This window comes from Sphingomonas lutea, from assembly GCF_014396785.1.
GTDB lineage: Bacteria > Pseudomonadota > Alphaproteobacteria > Sphingomonadales > Sphingomonadaceae > Sphingomicrobium > Sphingomicrobium luteum.
Map to the genome: position 1 here is coordinate 2,196,893 of NZ_CP060718.1, position 23,181 is coordinate 2,220,073.

General features: G+C 66.1%; 29 protein-coding genes, 2 tRNA genes and 1 pseudogene. 14 read left to right on the top strand and 18 right to left on the bottom strand.

Features of this window, described 5'->3' with window-relative positions:
• Positions 1–38: 38 nt before the first annotated feature.
• Positions 39–728 (bottom strand): RlmE family RNA methyltransferase, encoded by a 690-nt coding sequence (locus H9L13_RS11335; RefSeq protein WP_187540383.1) that lies wholly within the window; start codon positions 726–728, stop codon positions 39–41.
• On the bottom strand, positions 716–1,768 hold the full coding sequence (locus tag H9L13_RS11340) for a Ppx/GppA phosphatase family protein (protein ID WP_235090961.1): 1,053 nt from the start codon (positions 1,766–1,768) through the stop codon (positions 716–718). The genes H9L13_RS11335 and H9L13_RS11340 overlap by 13 nt, the downstream gene beginning before the upstream one ends.
• Positions 1,769–1,923: 155 nt before the next feature.
• Here H9L13_RS11340 and H9L13_RS11345 point away from each other — a divergent pair.
• Positions 1,924–1,997 (top strand) — tRNA-Gln (locus H9L13_RS11345).
• 20 nt (positions 1,998–2,017) lie between these two features.
• Here H9L13_RS11345 and H9L13_RS11350 read toward each other — a convergent pair.
• The 4 genes from H9L13_RS11350 to H9L13_RS11365 form a co-directional block, all read right to left on the bottom strand.
• Positions 2,018–2,578 (bottom strand): GIN domain-containing protein, encoded by a 561-nt coding sequence (locus H9L13_RS11350; protein ID WP_223176451.1) that lies wholly within the window; start codon positions 2,576–2,578, stop codon positions 2,018–2,020.
• Between the two features lie 244 nt (positions 2,579–2,822).
• Positions 2,823–3,035 (bottom strand): hypothetical protein, encoded by a 213-nt coding sequence (locus H9L13_RS11355; protein WP_187537790.1) that lies wholly within the window; start codon positions 3,033–3,035, stop codon positions 2,823–2,825.
• 10 nt (positions 3,036–3,045) lie between these two features.
• Positions 3,046–3,567, bottom strand: coding sequence for a response regulator (locus tag H9L13_RS11360; RefSeq protein WP_187537791.1), 522 nt, complete (start codon positions 3,565–3,567; stop codon positions 3,046–3,048).
• Positions 3,568–3,799: 232 nt separating this feature from the next.
• Complete coding sequence (locus H9L13_RS11365) at positions 3,800–4,501, bottom strand: cell wall hydrolase (RefSeq protein WP_235091342.1); 702 nt, start codon at positions 4,499–4,501, stop codon at positions 3,800–3,802.
• Positions 4,502–4,834: 333 nt separating this feature from the next.
• Between H9L13_RS11365 and H9L13_RS11370 the strand changes: the two genes are divergently transcribed.
• A complete protein-coding gene (locus H9L13_RS11370; protein ID WP_187537793.1) occupies positions 4,835–5,245 on the top strand; it encodes an EVE domain-containing protein in 411 nt (136 codons plus the stop codon).
• Between the two features lie 68 nt (positions 5,246–5,313).
• The gene (locus tag H9L13_RS11375) at positions 5,314–5,757 is read left to right on the top strand and encodes a hypothetical protein (protein ID WP_187537794.1); all 444 of its coding nucleotides are present in this window, start codon (positions 5,314–5,316) and stop codon (positions 5,755–5,757) included.
• A 6-nt stretch (positions 5,758–5,763) separates the two neighbouring features.
• Here the strand turns inward: H9L13_RS11375 and H9L13_RS11380 are convergent, their stop codons facing one another.
• The 3 genes from H9L13_RS11380 to typA form a co-directional block, all read right to left on the bottom strand.
• Positions 5,764–5,985, bottom strand: coding sequence for a hypothetical protein (locus H9L13_RS11380; RefSeq protein WP_187537795.1), 222 nt, complete (start codon positions 5,983–5,985; stop codon positions 5,764–5,766).
• Positions 5,978–6,199: a hypothetical protein gene (locus H9L13_RS11385; RefSeq protein ID WP_187537796.1), complete on the bottom strand. Its 222-nt coding sequence runs from the start codon at positions 6,197–6,199 to the stop codon at positions 5,978–5,980. Before H9L13_RS11385 ends, H9L13_RS11380 begins: the two co-directional genes overlap by 8 nt.
• Before the next feature lie 260 nt (positions 6,200–6,459).
• Positions 6,460–8,289 carry a translational GTPase TypA gene (typA, locus tag H9L13_RS11390; RefSeq protein ID WP_187537797.1) on the bottom strand — a complete coding sequence of 610 codons (1,830 nt, stop codon included), beginning with the start codon at positions 8,287–8,289 and terminating at the stop codon, positions 6,460–6,462.
• A gap of 125 nt (positions 8,290–8,414) precedes the next feature.
• Between typA and H9L13_RS11395 the strand changes: the two genes are divergently transcribed.
• The gene (locus H9L13_RS11395; RefSeq protein WP_187537798.1) at positions 8,415–8,639 is read left to right on the top strand and encodes a type II toxin-antitoxin system RelE/ParE family toxin; all 225 of its coding nucleotides are present in this window, start codon (positions 8,415–8,417) and stop codon (positions 8,637–8,639) included.
• Positions 8,640–8,641: 2 nt separating this feature from the next.
• On the opposite strand, the gene H9L13_RS11400 is transcribed toward H9L13_RS11395, so the two are convergent.
• Positions 8,642–9,145, bottom strand: coding sequence for a MarR family winged helix-turn-helix transcriptional regulator (locus tag H9L13_RS11400; RefSeq protein ID WP_187537799.1), 504 nt, complete (start codon positions 9,143–9,145; stop codon positions 8,642–8,644).
• A 40-nt stretch (positions 9,146–9,185) separates the two neighbouring features.
• Between H9L13_RS11400 and H9L13_RS11405 the strand changes: the two genes are divergently transcribed.
• Entirely contained in the window at positions 9,186–10,367 is a 1,182-nt protein-coding gene (locus H9L13_RS11405; RefSeq protein WP_223176452.1) for an MFS transporter, read from the top strand.
• Here the strand turns inward: H9L13_RS11405 and H9L13_RS11410 are convergent.
• The gene (locus tag H9L13_RS11410) at positions 10,330–10,929 is read right to left on the bottom strand and encodes a cytochrome b (protein WP_187537800.1); all 600 of its coding nucleotides are present in this window, start codon (positions 10,927–10,929) and stop codon (positions 10,330–10,332) included. The two genes, H9L13_RS11405 and H9L13_RS11410, sit on opposite strands and share 38 nt — an antisense overlap.
• Positions 10,930–10,998: 69 nt before the next feature.
• Here H9L13_RS11410 and H9L13_RS11415 point away from each other — a divergent pair, with 69 nt between their 5' ends.
• A complete protein-coding gene (locus H9L13_RS11415) occupies positions 10,999–11,376 on the top strand; it encodes a hypothetical protein (RefSeq protein WP_223176453.1) in 378 nt (125 codons plus the stop codon).
• On the opposite strand, the gene H9L13_RS11420 is transcribed toward H9L13_RS11415, so the two are convergent.
• Positions 11,373–13,460: a 3-hydroxyacyl-CoA dehydrogenase NAD-binding domain-containing protein gene (locus H9L13_RS11420; protein WP_187537802.1), complete on the bottom strand. Its 2,088-nt coding sequence runs from the start codon at positions 13,458–13,460 to the stop codon at positions 11,373–11,375. The genes H9L13_RS11415 and H9L13_RS11420 overlap by 4 nt on opposite strands.
• A 185-nt stretch (positions 13,461–13,645) precedes the next feature.
• On the opposite strand from H9L13_RS11420, the gene H9L13_RS11425 reads away from it, so the two are divergent.
• The 3 genes and pseudogenes from H9L13_RS11425 (at position 13,646) to H9L13_RS11435 (ending at position 16,544) form a co-directional block, all read left to right on the top strand.
• Positions 13,646–14,164, top strand: a complete 519-nt coding sequence (locus H9L13_RS11425) for a GAF domain-containing protein (protein ID WP_187540387.1) — start codon at positions 13,646–13,648, stop codon at positions 14,162–14,164.
• A pseudogene (locus tag H9L13_RS11430) lies at positions 14,154–15,322 on the top strand (acyl-CoA dehydrogenase family protein). Before H9L13_RS11425 ends, H9L13_RS11430 begins: the two are co-directional and overlap by 11 nt.
• 97 nt (positions 15,323–15,419) lie before the next feature.
• On the top strand, positions 15,420–16,544 hold the full coding sequence (locus tag H9L13_RS11435; protein ID WP_187537803.1) for an acyl-CoA dehydrogenase family protein: 1,125 nt from the start codon (positions 15,420–15,422) through the stop codon (positions 16,542–16,544).
• A 9-nt stretch (positions 16,545–16,553) separates the two neighbouring features.
• Here H9L13_RS11435 and H9L13_RS11440 read toward each other — a convergent pair whose 3' ends face one another.
• On the bottom strand, positions 16,554–16,709 hold the full coding sequence (locus H9L13_RS11440) for a hypothetical protein (protein WP_187537804.1): 156 nt from the start codon (positions 16,707–16,709) through the stop codon (positions 16,554–16,556).
• A gap of 134 nt (positions 16,710–16,843) precedes the next feature.
• Between H9L13_RS11440 and purS the strand changes: the two genes are divergently transcribed.
• Both purS and purQ read left to right on the top strand, forming a co-directional pair.
• Positions 16,844–17,083, top strand: coding sequence for a phosphoribosylformylglycinamidine synthase subunit PurS (purS, locus tag H9L13_RS11445; RefSeq protein WP_187537805.1), 240 nt, complete (start codon positions 16,844–16,846; stop codon positions 17,081–17,083).
• A gap of 42 nt (positions 17,084–17,125) precedes the next feature.
• The gene (gene purQ, locus H9L13_RS11450) at positions 17,126–17,794 is read left to right on the top strand and encodes a phosphoribosylformylglycinamidine synthase subunit PurQ (RefSeq protein ID WP_187537806.1); all 669 of its coding nucleotides are present in this window, start codon (positions 17,126–17,128) and stop codon (positions 17,792–17,794) included.
• 8 nt (positions 17,795–17,802) lie between these two features.
• On the opposite strand, the gene H9L13_RS11455 is transcribed toward purQ, so the two are convergent.
• The gene (locus H9L13_RS11455; protein WP_223176454.1) at positions 17,803–18,120 is read right to left on the bottom strand and encodes a hypothetical protein; all 318 of its coding nucleotides are present in this window, start codon (positions 18,118–18,120) and stop codon (positions 17,803–17,805) included.
• The gene (locus tag H9L13_RS11460; protein WP_187537807.1) at positions 18,117–18,857 is read right to left on the bottom strand and encodes a queuosine precursor transporter; all 741 of its coding nucleotides are present in this window, start codon (positions 18,855–18,857) and stop codon (positions 18,117–18,119) included. The genes H9L13_RS11455 and H9L13_RS11460 overlap by 4 nt, the downstream gene beginning before the upstream one ends.
• Before the next feature lie 59 nt (positions 18,858–18,916).
• Here H9L13_RS11460 and H9L13_RS11465 point away from each other — a divergent pair.
• Positions 18,917–18,993, top strand: a tRNA-Arg gene (locus H9L13_RS11465).
• A 120-nt stretch (positions 18,994–19,113) separates the two neighbouring features.
• Here H9L13_RS11465 and H9L13_RS11470 read toward each other — a convergent pair.
• The gene (locus H9L13_RS11470; RefSeq protein ID WP_235090967.1) at positions 19,114–20,535 is read right to left on the bottom strand and encodes an FAD-binding oxidoreductase; all 1,422 of its coding nucleotides are present in this window, start codon (positions 20,533–20,535) and stop codon (positions 19,114–19,116) included.
• An 81-nt stretch (positions 20,536–20,616) separates the two neighbouring features.
• On the opposite strand from H9L13_RS11470, the gene H9L13_RS11475 reads away from it, so the two are divergent.
• Together H9L13_RS11475 and H9L13_RS11480 are read left to right on the top strand one after the other, a co-directional pair.
• Positions 20,617–21,477, top strand: a complete 861-nt coding sequence (locus tag H9L13_RS11475; RefSeq protein ID WP_187537808.1) for a class I SAM-dependent methyltransferase — start codon at positions 20,617–20,619, stop codon at positions 21,475–21,477.
• Complete coding sequence (locus tag H9L13_RS11480) at positions 21,474–21,962, top strand: dihydrofolate reductase (RefSeq protein WP_187537809.1); 489 nt, start codon at positions 21,474–21,476, stop codon at positions 21,960–21,962. Before H9L13_RS11475 ends, H9L13_RS11480 begins: the two co-directional genes overlap by 4 nt.
• On the opposite strand, the gene H9L13_RS11485 is transcribed toward H9L13_RS11480, so the two are convergent.
• Both H9L13_RS11485 and H9L13_RS11490 read right to left on the bottom strand, forming a co-directional pair.
• Complete coding sequence (locus tag H9L13_RS11485; protein ID WP_187537810.1) at positions 21,959–22,480, bottom strand: SRPBCC family protein; 522 nt, start codon at positions 22,478–22,480, stop codon at positions 21,959–21,961. The genes H9L13_RS11480 and H9L13_RS11485 overlap by 4 nt on opposite strands.
• Positions 22,481–22,512: 32 nt before the next feature.
• Complete coding sequence (locus H9L13_RS11490) at positions 22,513–23,166, bottom strand: adenylate kinase (protein ID WP_187537811.1); 654 nt, start codon at positions 23,164–23,166, stop codon at positions 22,513–22,515.
• Between the last annotated feature and the right edge of the window lie 15 nt (positions 23,167–23,181).

Sequence of the window (23,181 nt, forward strand, 5' to 3'; positions counted from 1 at the left end):
AGGACGCACCACGGTCCTTCGATACGCCGCTGACGCCGCTACTCAGGATGAGTCGTGTTGGGTGTGGGATCGGCGTATGGTCGTTCGCCCTTGAACCCCTGCGCGACGACATACCACTCGCTCGACCCCTTCCGGCTCGCGGGAGGCTTGGCGTGCTTCACGGTGGTGAAGTGCCGCTTCATCGCCGCCACCAGCTGGTTGTCGGCGCCGCCCGCGAGCACCTTGGCGACATAAGCCCCGCCCGGCTTCAGCACCTCGACCGCGAAGTCCAGCCCGGCCTCGACCAATCCCATCGTCCGCAAATGGTCGGTCTGCTGATGTCCCACGGTGTTCGCCGCCATGTCCGACAACACCAAATCCGCCGGGCCGCCAAGCGCGTCCTTGAGCCGCTGCGGCGCGGCTTCGTCCATGAAATCCATTTCGAGGATCGTGACGCCTTCGATCGGATCGGTCGGCAGCAGGTCGATGCCGACGATGCGTGCCTTGGGCGTCGTGCGGCGCACCACCTGGCTCCATCCGCCCGGCGCAATGCCGAGGTCGACTACCGCCCCGACGCCTTTCAGCAAACCGAACCGTTCGTCGAGTTCGACCAGCTTGTAGGCCGCGCGGCTGCGGTAATTCTCGGCCTTGGCGCGTTGGACATACGGATCGTTAAGCTGCCGTTCGAGCCAGCGCGTCGACGAAATCTTGCGGCCCCTGGCGGTTTTGACCCGCTTCACAAGACCCAGCCGTCGCGTGCCATCAGCGAGCGCAATATGCCTTCGCGAATGCCGCGGTCGGCGACGCCGAGGTTCTTGGCCGGCCAGATCTCCATGATCGCCTCGAGGATGGCGCAGCCCGCGACGACCAGGTCCGCGCGCTCGGAGCCGATGCACGGCAGCGTCGAGCGTTCCTCATAGTCCATGCCCGCGATCATCGTGCTGATCGACTGCATCGCCTCGATTGGCACGTGAAGGCCATCAACCGCGCGCCGGTCGTAGGACGGAAGCGCCAGATGGACGCTGGCGAGCGTTGTCACGGTGCCGCTGGTGCCGAGAAGACGTATCCCCTCTTTCTCTTCGGGCAGCATGGTGGCGAAGCGGGCAAAGGCATGGCGGGCGCGTTCGCGCATGCGGCCGTAGGCGGCAACCCGGTTCGGTCCCTCGATATGCTCGCGCCCTTCGCTTTCGGTGAGCGACACGACGCCCCACGGCGCGCTCCACCAGGCGCGGATGCGCGGCGTGCCGTCTTCCTGGTCGATCAGCACCAGTTCGGTCGATCCGCCGCCAATGTCGAAGATCAGCGCCGGGCCATCACCGGGCTCTAGCAATTTGTGGCAGCCGAGAACCGCCAGCCGCGCTTCTTCCTGCGGCGGGATGATGTCGAGGACGATGCCCGTTTCATTGCGGACGCGGTCGGCGAACTTGTCCCCATTGGTAGCGCGGCGGCAGGCCTCGGTCGCGACCGAACGCGCGATCGACACATTGCGCCGGCGCAACTTGTCGGCGCAGACCGCGAGCGCGCCGACCGCGCGGTCCATCGCCTCTTCGGACAGCTCGCCAGACTGCGACAAACCCTCGCCCAAGCGGACGATGCGTGAAAATGCGTCGATGACGGTGAAGCCCTCGGCATTGGGGCGCGCGATCAATAGCCGGCAATTATTGGTGCCAAGATCGATCGCGCCATAGGTATGACGAGAGCTTTCGCGCCGCCGCGGCGGTCCTGCCGGCCTGCTGTCCCCCGGGTGACCGTGGACCAGAGCCGGCGCACTGGCCACACTCTGTGCCATGTCCCACGCCCGTTTCTGTCCTTCACCGCGCATTTCACGCGGCTGACTTGACCGGGGTTAAATCACATTCGAGGGGTTAACTGCAAGGGCGAGGGCGGAATGGACCCCGGCGTTGACACGCCGGAAGCCGATTTCTATCTCGCCCGCTCGCCGATTGCCCCGTCGTCTAATGGTAAGACTACGGACTCTGACTCCGTCAATTGAGGTTCGAATCCTCACGGGGCATCCACGCGACCTCAAGCACTCGGGTCATGATCCCGGCTGCACCGTGCCGCCACCACGCACCGCCATCGACACCGCAGGATTGCCGAGATAGCGTACGGCGCCGCCGCCGTTGACGGCGGCCTGCAAGTGACGCTGGGCGCGTACCAGGATCTGCCCGCCGCCGTTGACCGCCGCCGTCACGTTCGCGGCATTGACGGCGCGCGCGTCGATTACCCCGCCGCCGTTGACCGCTGCGGCAAGATGATCGTCGGCAAAGCCGCCCGCGGTTCGGATCGTCCCGCCCCCGCTGATCGCCAGGTCGGGCACGCGCGGAGTCTGGATCTCGACGCGAAGTCGATAGCGCTGCGGACAGCGTCCTTCGCAGACGCTGATGCGCAGCTGACCGTTTCCGTCGACACGGAAGCGTGTGATCTGGCTGCTGCCCTCGACTAAGGTCACGCGCTGCACCGGGCCGGGGCGGACGGAAACCTCGCCGCCGCCGTTCAGTTGCACGGCGCGAAAGCCGGGCACGTTGACGGTCTCGGCTGGTAGTGCGGGCGCCGCGGCGGCAAGGGCGGCGGCGAACAAGGGAAGGGTCGAACGCATGATCGTCATCCTCAACTGATACGCTACATTTGTAGCGTATGTAGCTGCGCTTGTCCAGCCCCGTTGCAAGTCTTGGCACGAATGCTCCTGCACGATCGGATGATGAGCGCCGGGACGACGATGCTTGCTGCTTTCGAGCATGTTCACGCAGCGCGGAAGATCCGACGCCGCTGCGGGGTCGCTTGCCGCCGAGGCGCCGCTGACGCTCGAGACGCGCGATGCACGACGCGCCTTGATGCAACCTTTAGTGCTTGTGGCCGGGCGCGTGCCCCGGATGATTACAGCTGGGCTTTTCGATCGGACGCGGCTTTTTGGCCTTGGCGGCCGGGGCCTTGTCGTTCGCTGCTTTCGCTACCGGTTTGGTCAGCGTGAACGGCTTCGCGTCGCACTTGATCGGCGTCGCCTGAACGGTGGACGCCGGGGCTGCAGCCAACAGGATCAACGCAAACGCCATCATTCGCAACGCTTTAGCACGCCCGTTGCGAACCACCCAGTGGGCCGGAAATCCAATGTTCGAAGCGGGTGCGGATCGACCGTTTAGACGGGATATATCCGACTTCCACCGACGCCTCGGCCTCCGCGGGCTCGTAAAGTGTGAGGTTCTCCGGAATCCGCGGGCGGAGCGTTTCACGGCCGCGCAACAGGTCCTCGGCCATCGCCAGGGACCGGTGCACGTCCTCGGCCGTGAAGGGCTTCATCAGGCATCCGAGCGCAAGGTCGGGCATCGGAAAGCGCGGCGCCTTGCCGCTGACGAACAGGCACGGCACGCCTTGCTCTGTGAGGCGCGCAGCGACGGAGAAGCCGGTCGTGCCGTGCGCCAGGTGAAGGTCAAGCAGGACCAGGTCGGGATGATGCTCGGCCGCCGCGGCAATGGCGGAGTCGGCGTCTTCGGCGCTTCCGACGACGCGATAGCGCGGATTATCCTCGACCAGATATTTGAGCGTTGCGGCCAGCTGGCTGTCGTCTTCGACGATCAGGATCTTGAGCATGTGCGAGCCTTCCCCGAACTCGGCGCCTTGGAATTCCCCCCGGAAATTCCGTCACTTGACGGTCGCACGAGACAGAGTCGCGTGCGAATCCCCCGTGAACGAAGTTTACGACGAACCGACTCCGCCCAACGCCAGGACGAGAAAAAGGCCGGGATCGCCCCTCCGCGCCCCGGCCCCTCCCCTCACCTGAACCTGCGCCCCCGCAGGTCCCGGCTTCTGCAACGCCCGATTATCAGGCGCGGTAGAAGATGTGCGTACCGATCTTCTGCACAAAGCTCAGCCGGCGGCCCCATGAAGGTGCAACATAATCCGCATGGTACCACAGGACGTCGTTCGACAGCGTCGGCACCGCGTTCGCGACAGCCAGCTTGGTGATCGCCACAGCCTTGCGCCATGCGTTGCTGTTGGTGTCGGTGTAAGGAAACGCTCCGCTGCGCGGATTGACGAACGAAAACTGCCAGGGCTGCTTCACCGTGGCGCACCAGCTGGACGGATATTTGCCCGAGGCGGCGCGGTTCATGATCACCTTCGCGACCGCAAGCTGTCCTTCGAGGTTCTCGCCACGCGCTTCATGATACACCGCGACCGCGATGCACCGCGACTGCTCGTCGAGCGCGTCGCCCGTGTCCGCAAACCGATCGACCAGCGCGTAGAGCTGCCAGCCGGCGCTGCGCAGCCAAGCGGCTTCGCTCGCAACATTGTTGAGCTTCACGGTGACCGAAGTTGCAGGCTGCGACTGGTAGATGGTGCCGTTGCCAAGCGTGACCGCAGTCGTCGTCGCGACGGCCTTCTGCAGCACCGCGCCGGCCTGGGCCAGCGACGGCTTGCCGGCCGCTTCGGCCTCCACCGCCTTGACCGCCGCCGAGACATTCAGCCCGGAAATGCCCTGCGCATTGGCTCCGCTCGAGCCGACCGCCAGCATGAATACTCCCATCACCGCGGACGCGCCGCGGTTACCCAGAAACTTGATCAAACCTTTTGCCCTCAATGGCGGACGAGAGACTGAGCCTCGTGATCGTCCGTCTTGCTCTCGAGCCCGCGGCGTCTAAACGCGCCCTTGCGGCCCACTCGCTTCGTTCTGTGCGAGCGCCAATATGTTAACCCGTTAAACCCGCCAAGCGTTTGGCGGTAAACGGTTGGAGTCGTGCGGTAGAATCCGGAACTCTTTCATTTTGTTCAGTTTTTCGCCTCTTACTGCTCAACTCAACGCGGCTGGCACTCGGTTCACCGGCACGGCTATCGCATTTAACGAGAGGGGTGTCCCGGCATGGCACATTGGCTGATGAAATCGGAGCCCGAGAGCTACAGCTGGGCCGATCTTGAGCGCGACGGCGCGACCGAATGGGACGGCGTGCGCAACAATGCCGCGCGGCTGCATCTTCGCGCGATGCAGCCGGGCGACGAGGCCTTCTTCTATCACAGCATGTCCGACAAGGCGGTGGTCGGCGTGATGCGCGTAACGCGCGCCGCTGAGCCCGATCCCAAGGCGCCCGACTGGGTCCGCGTCCGCGTCGAGCCGATCCGCAAGCTGGCGCGGCCGGTGACCCTGGCCGAGATCAAGGCCGAGCCCGCGCTGGCGAAGATGGAGCTGATCCGCCAGTCGCGCCTCAGCGTCGCCCCGGTCCGGGACGCGGAATGGGTAAAGGTACTAAAAATGGCGGACCACCCACGAAAATAGTGCGACGTCAGACACTTGACATCGGTTCGGCTGCAATCGAGCGTGCCTGCCGAAGGGGTGGGGGTTTCATGGACAAGAGTTTGATGGCGTGCGCCGTGGCCGTGGGCGTGTTGGTGCAGGGCTGCTCGTCGCGGCCGCGCGAGTTCACGCCGGCGCTGGCTGCGGCGCCGGTCGACCAGGCCAGGTTCAACGCCGACCTTGCCGAGTGCCGCGAGCTTCTCGTCGCGGGCAAGCTCGACGGCAACGGCCGGTTAGGCTCGGCAGGCGCCGGCGCCGCGGCGGGGGCAGCGACGATGGCGGGCGGCGCCGCACTGGCGACCAGCGCCGGGCTCTACACCGGCGCCGCGATCGCCAGCGCCACCGTCGTCGCCATCCCGTTCGTCGCCATCGCCGGGGCGATCGGCATGGCCAAGGCCAAGCGCAACAAGAAGGAGCGCGCGATCCAGCAGGCGATGGCCGGCTGCCTCGAGCAACGCGAGTACCGCGTCACCGGCTGGGACCGCGCGAAATAGGCAGACCTACCGCCCCAAGAGGTCGAGCGTCGCCATCACCGCCGCAACTGCGCTGGCGCCGACCGCCATCGCCAGCAGCCGCGACGCAAGCTTAGCCCGATCCTCGTTGACGACCGAGCCGTCGAGCCGACGCAGCGCCGGCCGGCGAAAAATCCGCGCCCAGGCCGCGACGGCGATGATCAGGACGACTCCCGCGGCGACGGCGAGGATCCGCGCGCCCTCAAGCATCGTCGCTCTCCGTGGCGGCCGCGCGGGGCATGATCGCGAAAATCGGCGGGGGCAGCGAATCCACCAGGTCGACCGCGCGCAGGGACGCGGTCGCCGCCTTCACGCTGTAGCGCCCGGCGAGGTCGAAATGGATCAGCCGCGCTTCCGAGCTTGCAGCGTCCGCCGCCGACTTGAGCGAGGCCCGCTTGCGGCCGAGCCAATAGGTCTGTTCCATCGATCATCTCCCTCGCGAGCGAGAGCAGTGCGTGTCTCTCTGTCACAGGGCGCTCGGATGTGTCGGCTCAGGTGATGCGCCGGTATGGCGCAGCGGTGATGAATGAGGTGTGGACGTGGGGCCGAATGCGGAGGACGGTGCGCGTTTGGCCTGCTACGCGGGCTCGCGGCGCGAAAGGTCACGGAAAGTCGCACCCGCTTCTCGCACAAGGCGACACCATGGCGTCGTACTCACCCGCCCGCGATTACGACTTCGCCCAGCTACGCCGCCTCGAGCTTCCGCGCGTTCTTTTTCCGCTCATGCGGGTCCAGATACCGCTTCCGGATCCGCACCACCTTGGGCGTGACCTCGACCAGCTCGTCGTCCTGGATGTAGGCAATGGCCTGTTCGAGGCTCATGCGGCGGGGCGGGGTCAGGCGGATGCCCTCGTCCTTCGGTCCTGACGCGCGGAAGTTAGTCAGTTGCTTGCTCTTGAGAGGGTTCACCTCCAGGTCCTGGGGCTTGGCGTTTTCGCCGATGACCATACCTTCGTAGAGCATCTCGCCCGGCGAGATGAACAGCACGCCTCGGTCTTCCAGCGCGCTCAGCGCGTAAGCGACGGCGGCGCCTTTTTCCATCGAGATGAGGACGCCGTTCTGGCGGCCGGTGATCGTGCCCTTGTAGGGGCCGTAGCGTTCGAACAGGCGGTTCATGATGCCCGTGCCGCGCGTGTCCGAGAGGAATTCGCCGTGATAGCCGATGAGGCCGCGGCTGGGGGCGCTGAAGGTCAGGCGGGTCTTGCCGCCGCCACTCGGGCGCATGTCGAGCATTTCCGCCTTGCGCAGCGCCATCTTGTCGATGACGGTGCCCGAGAATTCGTCGTCCACGTCGACCACGACGGTTTCGTACGGCTCCTCGCGGCCATTGGGGCCGTCACGGAACAGAACGCGCGGGCGGCTGATCGACAGCTCGAAGCCTTCGCGGCGCAAAGTCTCGATCAGCACGCCGAGCTGGAGCTCACCGCGGCCGGCGACTTCGAAGCTGTCGTTGTCGGCGGCCATGGTGACGCGGATCGCGACATTGCCCTCGGCCTCGCGTTCCAGGCGCTCGCGGATGACTCGGCTCTGCACCTTGTCGCCGTCGCGACCGGCATAGGGGCTGTCGTTGACGGCAAAGCTCATCGCCAGCGTCGGCGGATCGATCGGGCGGGCCTTCAGCGGCGCCTGCACAGACGGGTCGGCGAAGGTGTTGGACACGGTCGCCTTGATAAGGCCGGCGATGGCGACGATCTCGCCCGCTTCGGCGCTGTCGACGGGCACGCGCTCGAGCCCGCGGAAGGCGAAGACCTTGGTCGCGCGTCCTTCCTCGACCAAGTTGCCGTTCACGTCGAGCGCCTTGATCGGCATGTTGGTGGTCAGCCGCCCGCTTTCGATGCGGCCGGTGAGGATTCGGCCGAGGAACGGGTCACGGTCGAGCAGGGTAGCGAGCATGCGGAACGGACCGGCGTCGACGCGCGGCGGGGGGACGTGGCGGACGATCGTTTCGAACAAGGGCGTAAGGTTGCCTTCGCGAACATCGTCGGTGAGGCCGGCATAGCCCGCGCGGCCGCTGGCGTAGAGCGTCGGGAAATCGAGCTGCTCATCACTGGCCTCGAGGTTGAGGAACAGTTCGAACACTTCGTCGAGCACTTCGGCGGCGCGCGCGTCGGGGCGGTCGATCTTGTTGACGACGACGATCGGCTTGAGGCCGAGGCTGAGCGCCTTGCCGGTGACGAACTTGGTCTGCGGCATCGGACCTTCGGCGGCATCGACGAGCAGGATGACGCCGTCGACCATGCTAAGGATCCGCTCGACCTCGGCGCCGAAATCGGCGTGGCCCGGCGTGTCGACGATGTTGATGTGCGTGGCTTGGCCGTCATGCTCCCATTCGACGCTGGTGCATTTGGCGAGGATGGTGATCCCGCGCTCCTTTTCCAGGTCGTTCGAATCCATCGCGCGCTCTTCCACGCGCTGGTTGTCGCGGAAGGTGCCCGACTGGCGGAACAGCTGGTCGACGAGGGTCGTCTTGCCGTGGTCGACGTGCGCGATGATTGCGACGTTGCGCAGATTCATGTCTTCGATGTCCTGAGAAATTCGAGCCGCCCCGTAACTCAAACCGGCACATGCTGCAATGCAGCATGGCAACGGCGAGACGGGACGCGCGTTTTAGCGGCGGCCCCATGTGTAGGAGATGAACCATGCCCAAGGGCGCGTACACCGCCAAGCAGGAGCGCAAGGCGGACCATATCGCCGAAGGTTACGAGAAACGCGGCGTGTCGAAGGACGAGGCCGAGGAGCGCGCGTGGCGGACGGTCAACAAGCAGGACGGCGGCGGCAAGAACGACGGCGCGGGCCGCAGCCGGAGCCGCAGCGCGGCGGCGAAGAAAGGCTGGGAAACGCGGCGCAAGCGCGGCAACGCCTAAAGCTAGGTCGAGCGTTCGAGGATTTCGATCGCACGCTCGATCGCGCGCAATTCGCTGTGGGCGAGGCGTTCGAAGCGGATGGCCACGCCCGAGCCGCTGGCGGGCTGATCGGCGAGTTCCTCACGGCCGCGTGGCGTGAGGCTCAGCTGGAGGCGGCGGCGGTTGTCGGGATCTTGCAGCCGCTCCACCAGCCCCGCGCGAACCAGACTGTCGACCGAGCGGCTGACCGCCGGCGCGCCGCGCCCGGCGCGTGCGGCGACTTCACCCAGCGTGCAAGGCTCGTTCGAGCCGATGGCGGCGAGCAGCTTGCGCCGCGCGCGTTCGGCACGCTCGGCGGGGCCGTCGGCGATCCACTTCTGGGCCAGCGACGCAAAGCGAGCGGCGAGCGCCCCGGGTGACGATCCCCCGAACATCGCTTGCAGGTTAGAAAATGTTTTGCGGCATTCAATATTGTTGTTTGCAGCGGTGATTGCCTGCGCAGCGAAGCAATCGATGAACCGCCGCAATTGGATTGCTTCGTCGCTACGCTCCTCGCAATGACGGGTTGTGAAAGCCGGTCCGCCCCTGCCCCGCAACGTCTGGATCCTTGGCTTCGTCAGCCTGCTGATGGATCTGTCGAGCGAGATTTATCATGCCCTGCTGCCGGCGTTCGTGACCGTGTTCCTGGGGCTCCCGGCGACGGCGCTCGGCGCGATCGACGGCGTCGCGGAGGGCACCGCCAATTTCGCGAAGCTGGCGTCGGGGCGGCTGTCGGACGTAAGCCGCCGGCGCAAGCCGTGGGTGGTCGCGGGATATGGGCTGGCAGCGCTGTCGAAGCCCTTGTTCCCGCTGGCGGGCAGCGCCGCGGCAGTGATGGGCGCGCGCTTCGCCGACCGAGTCGCCAAAGGCATCCGCGGCGCCCCGCGCGACGCGATGATCGCCGACGAAACCGCGGCGGAGCAGCGCGGGCGCGCCTTCGGGCTGCGGCAGGCGCTCGACACGGTCGGCGCGCTGCTTGCGCCGCTGGTCGCGATCGGCCTGATGTGGTGGCTGGCGAACGACATCCGACTGGTGTTCTGGATCGCGGTGATCCCGGCGGCCTTGTCGCTGCTGCTGGCGTGGGTCGCTCTGCGCGAACCCGCCCGGCATGAGCCGTCGGGAAAGCCGGCGCCGCTGTTCGCCGGCTTTCGCGAGCTTGCCGCGCCGATGCGGCGGCTGCTCGCGGTCGGCTTCCTGTTCACTCTGGCGCGTTTTTCGGAAAGCTTCCTGATCCTCAAGGGAATGGAGATCGGGCTTAGTGCCGCGTTGTCGCCGCTGACGCTGGTGATCTTCAACCTCGCCTTCGTCGCGCTTGCTTACCCGGCGGGATCGCTCAGCGACCGCTTCAGCCCGAAGGCGATCCTGGGCGCGGGGATGGCCCTGCTGATCGCGGGCAATCTGATTCTGGCGCAGAGCCAGGGACTGGCCGGGCTGATCGCGGGCGTGACTTTGTGGGGCGCGCACATGGCGCTGACGCAGGGCATCTTCGCGCGAATGATCGCGGACCTGGCTCCGCCGCACCTGCGCGCGACCAGCTTCGGCGCCTTCTGGTTCGTCAGCGGCATCGGCGCACTGCTCGCCAGCCTTGCCGCCGGCTTGCTGTGGGACCGCGACGGAAGCAGCGCGACGTTCATCGCCAGCGCCATGATGGCCGCTGTCGCGCTAGCGATGCTTAGCTTGCTACCGGCGGCGCGCGATCGCTCTTCCTGAACGGCGGCATCCGGTCGGCGACGTTGGTGTCCGAACGGAACTGGTTCCACAGCGCTGCGCCGACGTGCAGCACGACCAAGGCGAGCGTCGTGAACACCAACACGACGTGCCAGTCGCCAAACGGACTTTCCGCGGGAACGCCGGGGATCGCCGGCAAGGCTAGGCCGAACTTAAGCGGGACCCAGCCGCCCTCAGCGCGGCCCGAGACCGCCAACAATCCGGTCAGCGGCAAGGCGATCAACAGGAAATAGAACATCCGGTGGTTCCACACTGCGACAAAGCGCTCCCACCGAGGGAAATTCTCCGGATAGGGCGGCGGCGGGTTCATCAGCCGGACGGCGAGGCGAACCAACGCGAGGACGAGGATCAGCGCGCCGATGGTCTTGTGCCAGGCGAACAGCTCCATCCGTTCCGGGCTGCCTTGCTCGGCAAAGCGGTGAAAGCCGAAACCGAGGATCACCTGCGTGACCACAACCAGCGCGGTGATCCAGTGGATCCAGACCACGATCGTTTTGTAACGGACAGCGGTCTGCCCGGTACTCTGTTCGACCATGTCGTCCATGAGCGCCTCCCGAATCGCTTGAGAAGCCCCAACGGCGCAGTCCGCCCCGCGTTCCGCCCGGACGGCCAAGTGGGGACGCCGGCCGACGGGCGTGGTATCCTGTCGCCTATGCATCGCCTCTATCTGGGCCTGGCGTTTCTCATCATGCTCATCGGCGTCGTGCATCTCGGCGCGACGACCCAGCTATTCGACGAGCTGAACAGCCGCGCTCTATGGTTCGCGAGCGGTGGCCTGCTTCTCATCCTGACCGGCGCGCTGAACCTGCTCAACCGCGCGCACGGCGCGATTATTCGCGATCTGCGCTGGATGACGGTCGCCACCAATGTCGTGATGACCATCTTCGCAGCGGTCGCCGGCGTAGTCGGCGCCGCATCCGGCGCGCAGCTCGCTGTGATCGTCAGCATCTTGGCCGCGACGACCTTCGTGTCGCTGAGGCCGCGCGCTTAGCGCGTGAACTTCTCCCCGCGCTCGGCCTTGTCGAGGAGGAGCTGGGAGAAGCTGAAGTCGCTGCCCATGCGCTGCTCCTGGCGCTTCAGGCCCTCGACGATCTTGGGCAGACCTTCGGTATCGGCCCAGAACATCGGGCCCCCGCGATAGACCGGCCAGCCGTAGCCATAGACCCACACAACATCGATGTCCGACGCGCGCTGGGCCATGCCTTCTTCGAGGATCTTCGCGCCTTCGTTGACCATCGTGTAGAGCGTGCGCTCGATGATTTCCTGGTCGGAGATCTCGCGGCGCTCGACGCCTTCCTTGGCGGCGAAATCTTCGATGATCTGCTGCACCTTGGGCGACGGTGAGGGGCGGCGCTTGTCGTCATAATCGTAGAAGCCCGCGCCCTTCTTCTGGCCCCAGCGGTCGATCGCGCATAGCGCGTCGCGGACATTTTCGATGCGGCTGGGGTCGCGGTGCCAGCCGATGTCGACGCCAGCAAGATCGGCCATCTGGAATGGACCCATCGGCATGCCGAATTCGACATGGACGCGATCGATCTGTTCGGGCGACGCGCCTTCGAGGAGCAGCTTGGTCGCTTCGACCTGGCGCGGCATCAGCATGCGATTGCCGATGAAGCCGTGGCACACGCCCGCGACCACCGCGACCTTCTTGATCTTCTTGGCGAGGCCCATGACAGTGACCAGCACGTCCGGCGCCGTCTTCGCGCCGCGCACGACCTCCAGCAGCTTCATGATGTTGGCGGGGGAGAAGAAATGCATGCCGACAACGTCGCCGGGGCGCGAGGTGCTGGCGGCGATTTCGTCGATGTTGAGGTAGGAGGTGTTGGAGGCAAGGATCGCGCCGGGCTTGGCGATCGTGTCGAGCTTGCCGAAGATCTCCTTTTTTACGTCCATATTCTCATAGACCGCCTCGATGATGAGGTCGCAGTCGGCGAGCGCTTCGAGCTCAAGCTTGGGCGTGAGCAGGCCCATCGCCTGTTCGACCTGATCGGCCGTCATGCGGCCCTTGGCCGCGGTCGCTTCGTAATTCTTGCGCATCACGCCGGTACCGCGGTCGAGCGCGTCCTGCGCCATTTCGACGATGGTCACGGGGATGCCGGCGGACAGGAAGTTCATCGAAATGCCGCCGCCCATGGTGCCGGCGCCGATGACGCCGACCTTCTGGATCGAGCGCGGGCGCGTGTCATCGGGGAGGCCGTCGATCTTGGCCGCCTTGCGTTCGGAAAAGAAGAAATATTGCTGCGCCTTGGCCTGCGTCCCGCTCATCAGCTCCATGAACAATTTGCGTTCGTCGAGCACGCCTTCGGCATAGGGTTTTTCGGTCGCGACCTTGACCGCCTGGATGTTGGCTTCGGGCGCGTCGAAGCCGCGGAACTTGCGGCCGTGATCCTTGCGAAACGCATCGAACACGCCCGGATCGGTATCGGCGATCCGGTCCTGCCGCTCGGACGATTTGGGCAGCGGCGTCACGTCCCGCACTTCCTCGGCATAAGCGACGGCGTGCGGGATGAGATCGCCTTCGATCAGCCGGTCGACGAGCCCACAGTCGAACGCAGCCTTGGCGCCGATCGGATTGCCGGTGGCGCACATTTCAAGCGCCTTTTTGACGCCGACGACGCGCGGCAAACGCTGCGTCCCGCCGGCACCCGGGAGAAGGCCGAGCTTCACTTCGGGCGTGCCGAATTTGGCGGTCGGGACGGCGACTCGATAATGGCAGGCGAGCGCGACTTCGCAGCCGCCGCCGAGCGCGGTGCCGTGGACCGCGGCGACCACCGGCTTGGTGCTGTTTTCGATGATGTCGACGACCTGCGGCAGCATCGGCTGCGCGAACGCCTTGGGCGTGCCGAATTCACTGACGTCCGCGCCGGCGAAGAAGGTCTGGCCTTCGCAGGCGATGACCACCGCCTTGACGCTGTCGTCACCCTGCGCCTGCTCGATCGCGGCGACGAGGCCTTCGCGCACCGCGTGGCCGAGCGCGTTCACCGGCGGGCTGTTCGACAGCACGATCAGCACATCGCCATGCTTGCGGGTCGAAATCGGGCTGGTGGTGGCGGGGGTGTCGAGAACTTCAGTCATGGTGCGTCCTTCGATACGGGCTTTCGCTGCGTTCAATCCCTACTCAGGATGAGCGGACTCAGGTGCATTCGGGCGCGGTGGCTAGGCCGCTGCTGACAGGCTTGCAAGTGGCTCGGCCGGCGCAGAGTGATGCGAGCTAAAGGCCGTGATTGCATCCGCCGCGAAATTGTTGACACTTGGACCGGATGACCGCGCCCGACCTTACCAACCTATGTGTCGCCTTAAGCGACGACGCGCGTGTTCGGGAGATGCTGAACGAGGTTTGTGCGGTCACCGGCATGGGCTTTGCCGCCGTCGCGCACGTCACCCACCATCGCTGGATCGCCTGCCAGGTCGAGGACCGGATTAGCTTCGGGCTCAATCCCGGCGACGAGCTGAAAATTCACGAGACGATCTGCGACGAAATTCGCGATCATGGCGAAGCGGTGGTGATCGACGACGCCAGCGACGACATCAAATGGTCGCGTCATCCCGTGCCGGTAATCTACGGGTTCAAAAGCTATTGCTCCTTCCCCGTCTATCTCGACGACGGGTCTTTCTTCGGCACCCTGTGCGCGATCGACCACGCGCCGCGCAAAGTCAGCGACGAGGAGATCGTCGCGATGTTCACCGACTTTGCCAAGCAGCTTGGTCATATCCTAACCGAACGGCTGCAATCGTTGCCGGAGCAGCCGATAGCCGGGGGCAGCCCGCATGAACGGTGATCTCGAGACGTTCCGAAGCGAGACACGGGCGTGGCTCGAAGCCAATTGCCCAGCGGAGATGCGCACCCCGATCCGTTCCGAGGACGATCTTTGCTGGGGCGGGCGCAACTGGACCTTCGAATCCGATGCGCAGCGCGCGTGGCTCGAAGCAATGGCTGGGCGCGGCTGGACGGTTCCCGACTGGCCTAAGGATTATGGCGGCGGCGGGCTGTCGGCGGACGAGAACCGCATCCTCAAGCAGGAGATGGCGCGATTGGGGGCGCGGTCGCCGCTGACCAGCTTCGGCATTTCGATGCTCGGGCCCGCGCTGCTGGCGTTCGGCAGTGAGGAGCAGAAGCGCCACTATTTGCCGCAGATCGCGCGCGGCGAGATCCGCTGGTGCCAAGGCTATTCGGAACCGGGCGCGGGCAGCGACCTGGCGGGCTTGCAGACCAAGGCCGAAGACAAGGGCGATCATTGGCTGGTCAACGGGCAAAAGGTTTGGACCAGCTATGCCGACAAGGCCGACTGGATCTTCTGCCTGGTGCGCACAAGCAGCGAGAGCAAGCAGGGCGGGATCAGCTTCCTGTTGTTCGACATGGCGAGCCCGGGCGTATCGACTAAGCCGATCCTGCTGATCAGCGGCAGCTCGCCTTTCTGCGAGACTTTTTTCGACGATGTGACGGTGCCCAAGGACCAGATCGTCGGCGAGGTGAACAAGGGTTGGAACGTCGCCAAATATCTGCTCGGCCACGAACGCGAGATGATTGCGGGCATGGGGCTTGGCGGGGGGCTGAGCGGGGGGACGGCGCGGTCGCTGGGCGCGGCGCTGAAGCCGGCCGATGCGCTGCTGCGTGCCGAGATTGCCGCGTTCGATGTCGATGCCCTCGCGTTCGGCACGATGGCCGAGCGCTTCGCAAAGATGTGGAAGGCGGGCGAGGCGCATCCGGCAAGCCCGTCGATGATGAAATATGCCGGCACCGAGCTCAACAAGCGCCGCAACGAATTGGTGATGGCGGCGGGCGGGTCGGACGCGCTCGAGTGGGACAGCGGGCGGTCGAAGAACGGCGCCGCGCCGCGCGACTGGCTACGGTCGAAAGGCAATTCAATCGAGGGGGGACGAGCGAGGTGCAGCTGAATATCGTCGCCAAGCATATTTTGCAGTTGCCGGGCACCTAAGCGCCCACCTCGTTCGTGCTGAGCGAAGTCGAAGCGCGCAGCACGGGCGGTCGAGCCGACGCCCTTCGACAAGCTCAGGACGAACGGAAGTTTTCGAATGGCCTTGCTGAACGACGACCAGAAGATGCTGCAGGAGACCGCGGCGTCCTTCCTGCGCGACGAAGGCGGGCCGGCCAAGCAGTTGCGCCACTGGCGCGACACGGGGTGTAAGGACGGCTTCGGGCACGATTTGTGGAAGCAGTTCGGCGCGCTTGGGCTGACCGGGATCGCCATTCCAGAAAGCCACGGCGGGCTTGGACTGGGCGCGACCGAGGCGGCGCTGGTGCTCGAGGAGATCGGGCGCAATTTGACGCCATCGCCGTTCCTGATGTCGGGCGTGGTGGCGGCGCGCGCAATCGAGGGGAGCGCGCACGGCGAGGCGTGGTATCCGCGGTTGCTGGCGGGCGAGGCGGTGCTGGCGCTGGCGATCGACGAAGGGCCGCGCCATGCGCCCGAAGGGGTTGCACTCAAGGCTGAGCGGCAGGGCAACGGCTTTCTGCTAAACGGCACCAAGCAGTTCGTCGTGCAGGGCGGTTCGGCGGACATGATCGTCACCGCCGCGCGCACCAGCGGACAGCCCGGCGACGCAGGCGGGCTGACCTTGTTCGCGGTGCCGCGCAACGCACTGGAGGTCGAAAATGTCGCCTTGGTCGACAGCTCGAAGGCGGCGCGGTTCCGGTACGACAATGTCGCGGTCGATGCCGATGCGGTGATCGGCGAGGTCGATGGCGGCTGGGCGCCCCTCGCTCGCGCGCTTGCCGCGGGGCAGGCGGGCGCGGCGGCGGAGCTGGTCGGGGTGGCGGCGGGCGCGACCGCGCTCACCATCGACTACCTCAAGCAGCGCAAACAATTCGGGCGGCTGATCGGTGAATTCCAGGCGCTTCAGCACCGCGCCGCTCATCTCTATGGCGAAATCGAGATCGCCCGCGCCGCCGCTTTCAAGGCCGCGGCGCTGATCGATTCAGGCGATGCGCGCGCCGAACTTTTCGTGTCGGTGGCCAAGGCCAAGGCGGCGGACGTCGCACTGCTCGCCACCCGCGAAGGCGTGCAAATGCACGGCGGCATCGGCATGACCGACGAGCATGATATCGGCCTGTTCATGAAACGCACCGCGACGCTCGGCGAACTGTTCGGCGATGTGCATTATCACCGCGGGCGAGTCGCGGCGCTCAGCGGTTATTGATTACCCCGGCTATTCGCCGCGCGATTTGAAGCCGCCGATGATGCCGAGGATGAAGCTGGTGGCGAGCGCCAGCTGGACCTTGCCCTGCGGATCGCTCCAGCCGAAATAGCCGGCGCCCCACCCGAACAGGGCGATGAACATCGCAATCGCGATCCCGACAACCATGCGAACCCTCCCCCGCCACTCGTCCGGCTTTGCGGCAAGAATGCGCCCGCGAAGGTAAACAGATGGTAAAGCTTGCTGCTTGCAAGCGTCGCCGCCATAGGGGCGGCACCTCCGCAATCTCGACAGGCAGGCCCATGAAAGCGCGCGTTTTCGTCACCTTGAAGCCCGGGGTTCTCGACCCGCAGGGCAAGGCCATCCACCATGCGTTGGAGGGGCTTGGCTTCGCCGGCGTCAACGACGTGCGGGCGGGCAAGCTGATCGAGCTCGATCTCGCCGACGGCACTGACGATGCGGCAATCGAGGAGATGTGCCGCAAGCTGCTGGCCAATACGGTGATCGAGAATTTCCGCATCGAGAGACTTGCGACCGCATAGGCTGCCAAATTTCCCGCATATTTGGTGCGTAGAGCGAGAGCCATGAAAACCGCCGTCATCGTCTTCCCTGGATCCAATTGCGACCGCGACCTTGCCGTCGCATTGGAGCAGGTCACCGGCGCCAAGCCCGAGATGGTCTGGCACCGCGAGACCGCGCTTCCGCAAGGCGTCGACTTCATCGGCGTGCCCGGCGGCTTTTCCTATGGCGACTATCTGCGGTCGGGCGCGATGGCGGCGCGGTCGCCGATCATGGGCGCGGTCAAGGATGCCGCCGCGCGCGGCGTGCCGGTGATCGGCATCTGCAACGGCTTCCAAGTGCTGACAGAAGCGGGGCTTCTGCCGGGCGCACTGATGCGCAACGCGGGTCTAAATTTCGTCTGCCGTCCGGTGCCGCTCAAGGTCGAGAACAGCCAGAGCCTGTTCACGGCGCAATATGATGCGGGCGAGCAGGTCACGTTGCCCGTCGCGCACCACGACGGGAATTACCAGGCCGACACGGCAACACTTGACCGCCTGGAAGGCGAAGGGCGCGTGGCGTTCCGCTACCTCGACCAGGTCAATGGATCAGCGCGGCAGATCGCGGGCATCCTCAACGATGCGGGCAATGTCCTGGGCCTGATGCCCCACCCCGAGCGCGTGATCGAACCCGCACATGGCGGGACGGACGGCCGGCGGCTGTTCGAAGGCTTGCTGGGGACGGTTTCGGCCTGACGCGGCCGCTAATGCCGCCTGAGCATCGCCGTGTGGCGGGCAAGCAGCATCAGCACGGTCGGCCAGATGATGGTGTTGATCACATCCTTGAGGTTGGCGGCCAGCCGGATCGGCGAGTCGTAGACCAAGCTGTCGCGCAAGTCCCAGGCTTCGCCCGCAAGCGCCCCGGCGAGCGCCACCAGCCACGGCCGCCAGCTGCTCAGGGGCCACCGCAGCAGCGCCGCGCTGGTCAAGAACAAGGTCAGGCCGACGTAAACGTGCAGCGCATCCTTGGCGATGCCGAGCTGATCGACGATTATCAGCTTGGACGTTTGGAGCGGGCTCACGGACCGACCGCGAACGGCGTGAAGGCGGTCTCACGGTCGTACACGTCAAAGCCTTCGCGGCGTTTGAGCCAGCCGACGACGGCGTAGGTGACCGGCGTCAGGATGACTTCCCATGCAATCTTGAGCGCCCATTGCGTGAGCATCACCTTGAGCACCAGATCGGTCGTCCAGCCGCTCGCACCCCAGAAAGCGAGAGGGTAGAAGATCAAACTGTCGACCCCCTGCCCGGCCACCGTCGAACCGATCGTGCGCGTCCACAAGTGCTTGCCCTGCGTCCAGACCTTCATCCGGGCGAGCACGACGCTGTTGACGAATTCGCCGGCCCAGAAGGCGAGCATCGAGGCGGAGACGATGCGCGGCACCTGCCCGAAGATTGCTTCATAGGCGGGCTGGTTGGTCCAGCTGGGGTCTGGCGGCAGATTGACGACGACCCAGCTCATGAACGCCAGGAACAGCAGCGCGGCGAAGCCCGTCCAGATCACGCGGCGGGCGCGGGCGAAGCCGTACACCTCGGTCAGGATATCGCCGATGACGTAGGAGATGGGGAAGAACAGGATGCCCGCGCCGAACGGCCAGGCGCCGATGCCAGGCAAAGTGATGGTCGCCACCTTGCCCGCGCCAATGACGTTCGACAGCACCAGCACGGTGACGAACGCAGCCATGACGAAGTCGAAATAGCGGAAGCGGCGGTGCGCCACGTCCTGCGCTTCGACATGCTGCAGATCGGCCCCCGCCATGGCCCGAAGGCTAGCGCGGTTCACTCGCGGGTCAATTGGCGTTAGTCCGGCATAGACGCGCGCCCGTAGCTCAGTTGGATAGAGCACGTGCCTTCTAAGCATGAGGCCGCAGGTTCGAATCCTGCCGGGCGCGCCAAGCTTGCAGCACCGAGCGCAGCGAAAGCTGCGCGAGAGATGCGGAAAGCCGGACGGCCTGCGCGCCGGAGCGCGACAGGACCGACGGCGCGGATTTACTCCGCGCCCCGGCCCGGCCGGCCTAAGGGACCAGCTTCCCCGGGTTCATGATGCCGAGCGGGTCGAGCCCCCGCTTGATCGCGCGCAGGGCGGCAATGCGTCCGGGGGGCGCGAGGCGGGCGAGTTCCTCGCGCTTAAGCTGGCCGATGCCGTGCTCGGCGGAGATCGACCCGCCCGCGGCGGTGACGAGGTCGTCGACCAGGCGCGTGATCGCCTTGCCTTCGGCGTCGTACCAATCGCCCGCGGTGCGGGCGCCGGCGCGGACGTGGAAGTGGATGTTGCCGTCGCCGAGGTGGCCGAAGCCGCTGGCGACGGTGCCGGGATAAGCCGCCTCGACCTCAGCCGCGGCGTGTAGGATGAAACCCGGCATGGCATCGACGGGCACCGAGATGTCGTGCGCGAGCGTCAGGCCCTCGGCGCGCTCGGCCTCGGAGATGGTGTCGCGGATCTTCCACAGCGCCTCGGCCTGTGCCTCGTTCGCGGCGATGACGGCGTCGCCGATGATGCCCTGGTCGACAGCGGCGGCGAACAGACGCTCGACCTCCCCGGCAAGGTCGTGTTGCCGGTCGGCGGTCGTCGCCTCGACCAAGGCATGCCAGGCGTGGGCGCCATCAAGCGGAGGGCGGGTGCCGGGGACGTGCTTGAGAACGAGGTCGAGCGAATCCTGCGGCACCAACTCAAACCCCTCGACCGCGCCGGTGCGGGCTTCGAGGAAGCGCAGCAGCGCCAGCGCTTGCACGGGGCTTTCGACCCCCGCCCAGGCAACGGTGCGTGCGGCGACGGCGGGGACGAGCCGAAGTGCGGCGGCGGTGACGATGCCGAGCGTCCCTTCGGCGCCGATCAGCAATTGATCGAGGCTGTAGCCGCGATTGTCCTTCTTGAGGCCCGACAGGCCGTCATGGATCGAGCCGTCCGGCAGGACGGCTTCGACCCCCGCGACCAGCGCGCGCATCGTGCCGAAGCGCAGTACCTGCGTTCCCCCGGCATTGGTCGAGACGAGCCCGCCAATGGTGCAACTGCCGCGTGCGCCCAGCGTCAATGGGAAGCGCATGCCGATTTCGCCGGCGCGGTCGTGCAGCGTTTCGAGGATGACGCCGGCTTCGGCGATCGCCGTGCGACTGGCGGAGTCCATCGTGCGGATGCGGCTCATGCGGCGGAGCGAGAGCAGAAGCGCGCTGCCGTCGGCGGGCGGGGTGGCGCCGGCGGCCATGCCAGTATTTCCGCCCTGGGGGACGAGCGGGACGCGATACTCGCCGGCCAGCCGCACGATCTCCGCCACCTCGGCGGTGCTGCCGGGCGCGAGAAGCGCGTCGGACTGGCCGTGCACACGCCCACGCCAGTCGCTTAGCCAGGGCGCGAGGTCGGCGGGATCGGTCAGGACCGCCTTGGGGCCGAGGCGACGCTCGACCTCGGCGATCATTTCGGCTCGGCGCTCGCGGCTCATCGACCGTCCTTTAGCGCGGATCGGCGGACTTGGCATCGGCGGCGGTTCCGGTCAAACGCAAGGCAGCAAGGGGAATATGCAGTGGCGGGATGGTTGTTGGGATTGGGCGTGGCCGCTGCGGCCGCAGGCATTGCCGCGGGATCGACGCATATCGCACGGAAACGGCTGCAGCGTGCTCGCGCCGACCACGGCAACCGGCCCGCCTTGTGGAATCGCTTCTACGCCATCGACTGGGGTGAGACCGCGACGAACAATTACGGGTTCTCGCCTGCCGATGGCGACCATCCGCAACGCTTCCAGCACCAGATGTATCGCGAGATGCTGAAGCGGCTGACGGCAAAGCGCGCGCTGAGCGATGACCTGCGCTTGCTCGAGGTGAGCTGCGGGCGTGGCGGCGGGCTCAACGCCCTGGTCGAGGCCGCGGGCTGCAAGATCCGGGCCACGGGCCTCGACGTCGCGGCGAGCGCGGTGGCCTTCTGCCGCAGCTCATACGACAAGCCCAACATGGATTTCGTCGAGGGGAGTGCGCTCGACCTGCCGTTCCCCGACGCAAACTTCGACGTGGTGCTGAACGTCGAGGCATCGAACGATTATGGCGACCGCCCGCGCTTTTTCCGTGAGGTGGCGCGCGTGCTCAAGCGGGACGGAATCTTCCTCTACACCGATAGCTTCAAGACCGCGCAGGTGGCGCAGATGAAGGCCGACCTGGCCGCTGCGGGGTTTGCGGCGGAGTTTGACGACATCACCGCCAACGTCATCGACGCCTGCCGCGCGGACACGCCGCGCCGGCGGGAGGTGGTGCGCCGCCACGCGCCGCTGCCGATCCGCCTGCTGCTGGGCAAGAGCCTGGACAACTACACGGCGATGGAAGGCAGCACCAAGTTCGACGCCTTTGTCAGCGGCAAGCGCACCTATTTGATGACCGCCGCAACGCGCGCATGAGCGGGGCGATCACCATCGTCGTTGCGCGCGCCCGGAATGGCGTCATCGGCCGCGACGGCAAATTGCCGTGGCACTTGTCGGAGGATTTGAAGCGCTTCAAGCGGCTGACGATGGGCAGCGTGATGGTCATGGGGCGAAAGACGTTCGACAGCCTGCCGGGGCTGCTGCCAGGCCGCCGGCACGTCGTCCTGACCCGCGACCCGGCGTGGAGCGCGCCGGGCGCGGATACCGCGCGCACGGTTGAAGAGGCGGTCGCGTTAGCCGAGGGCGAACCCATTTCCGTGATTGGCGGCGCGGAGATTTTCGCGCTGTTCCTGCCGCTAGCAGACCGGATCGAGCTGACCGAGGTGTTGGCCGACGTTGCGGGCGACACGGTCATGCCCGACCCGCGCGATAGCGGCGGATGGCGGGAGGTGGAGTGCGAGGATCATCCGGCCAAGGAGGGCCAGCCGCCTTATCGCTTCGTCACGCTGGAGCGCGCCTAGGTCCGCGGGCGGGAAACGGCGAAGGCGCGGTAGCGCCGCAGCTGATCGGCAAGCACCTTGTCCACGAGCGGCGCGCTGGCGGCGGCGTTGCCCTTGGCAAAACCGGCGGCGCGGTAATTGAGCGTCAGTTGCGACCCGCCCGCTTGCGACTTCACCTGAATGTCCATGACTCCGCTGGTCGCGTCATAGAGCAAGGGGCCGAGCGAGCCGGTCATGACGATCCGCTTACCGGGATCGACATAAGTGACGCGCATATGCTCGATCCCGCCGCCCTTGGGGAAACGCTCGCAAAAGCAGCCGCCGGGGTTGAGGGCCAGGCTGAGGTTTTTTGAGTCGCCGCTGTAAGTGTGATCGGCGTTCCACCACGCGGGCACGTTGGCGAAAGCGCTATAAGCGACATCCGGTTTGACCGTCAGGTTGACCGTGTAGGCGAGTTCGAAGCCATTGCTCGACGCGCCGACCACGTCGGCCGAGGCCGGAGTGGCGACGAGCATGGCCAAGCCCGCAAGATAGCGCATGAGTCCCCCCTTTTGCGGAGAAGATGGCGCGATCAGGCCGGGCCGTCCAGAATGGCGTCGATTTGCGCCGCGACGTCTTCCACAGACGCCATGCCGTCGATGCGACGGACGAGCCCGCGTTCGTCGTAATAGGGCAGGATCGGTGCGGTCTTGGCGCGATATTCGGCCATGCGCGTGCGCACGGTCTGTTCATTGTCGTCGGGCCGCCGTTTGAAGTCGGTGGAGCCGCACACGTCGCAGACATTTTCGACCCGGGGGCGCTTGAATTCGTCGTGATAGGGGGCGCCGCAGCGGCCGCAGGTGAAGCGACCGCAGATGCGCGTGACCAGCGCCTCCTCGTCGACCGCCAGCTCGATGACATGGTCGAGGGTCCGACCCCGCTCGGCAAGCAGGATCTCAAGCGCTTCCGCCTGGTGCTTGGTACGGGGGAAGCCATCGAAGATCGCGCCGCTTTGCGATGAGCCGTCGAGATGCTCGCCGATCAGGGCGCTGACGATGGCGTCGCTGACCAGTTCGCCTTTCTCCATTACCGCCTTGGCCTTGAGGCCGACGGGCGTGCCGTTGGCGACCGCCTGGCGAAGCATGTCCCCCGTCGACAGCTGAACCATGCCCCGGTTTGCCTGTAGGCGCGCCGCCTGCGTGCCCTTTCCGGCGCCCGGCGGGCCCAGCAGGATGATATTGAGCATAACTGTCCTTCGATA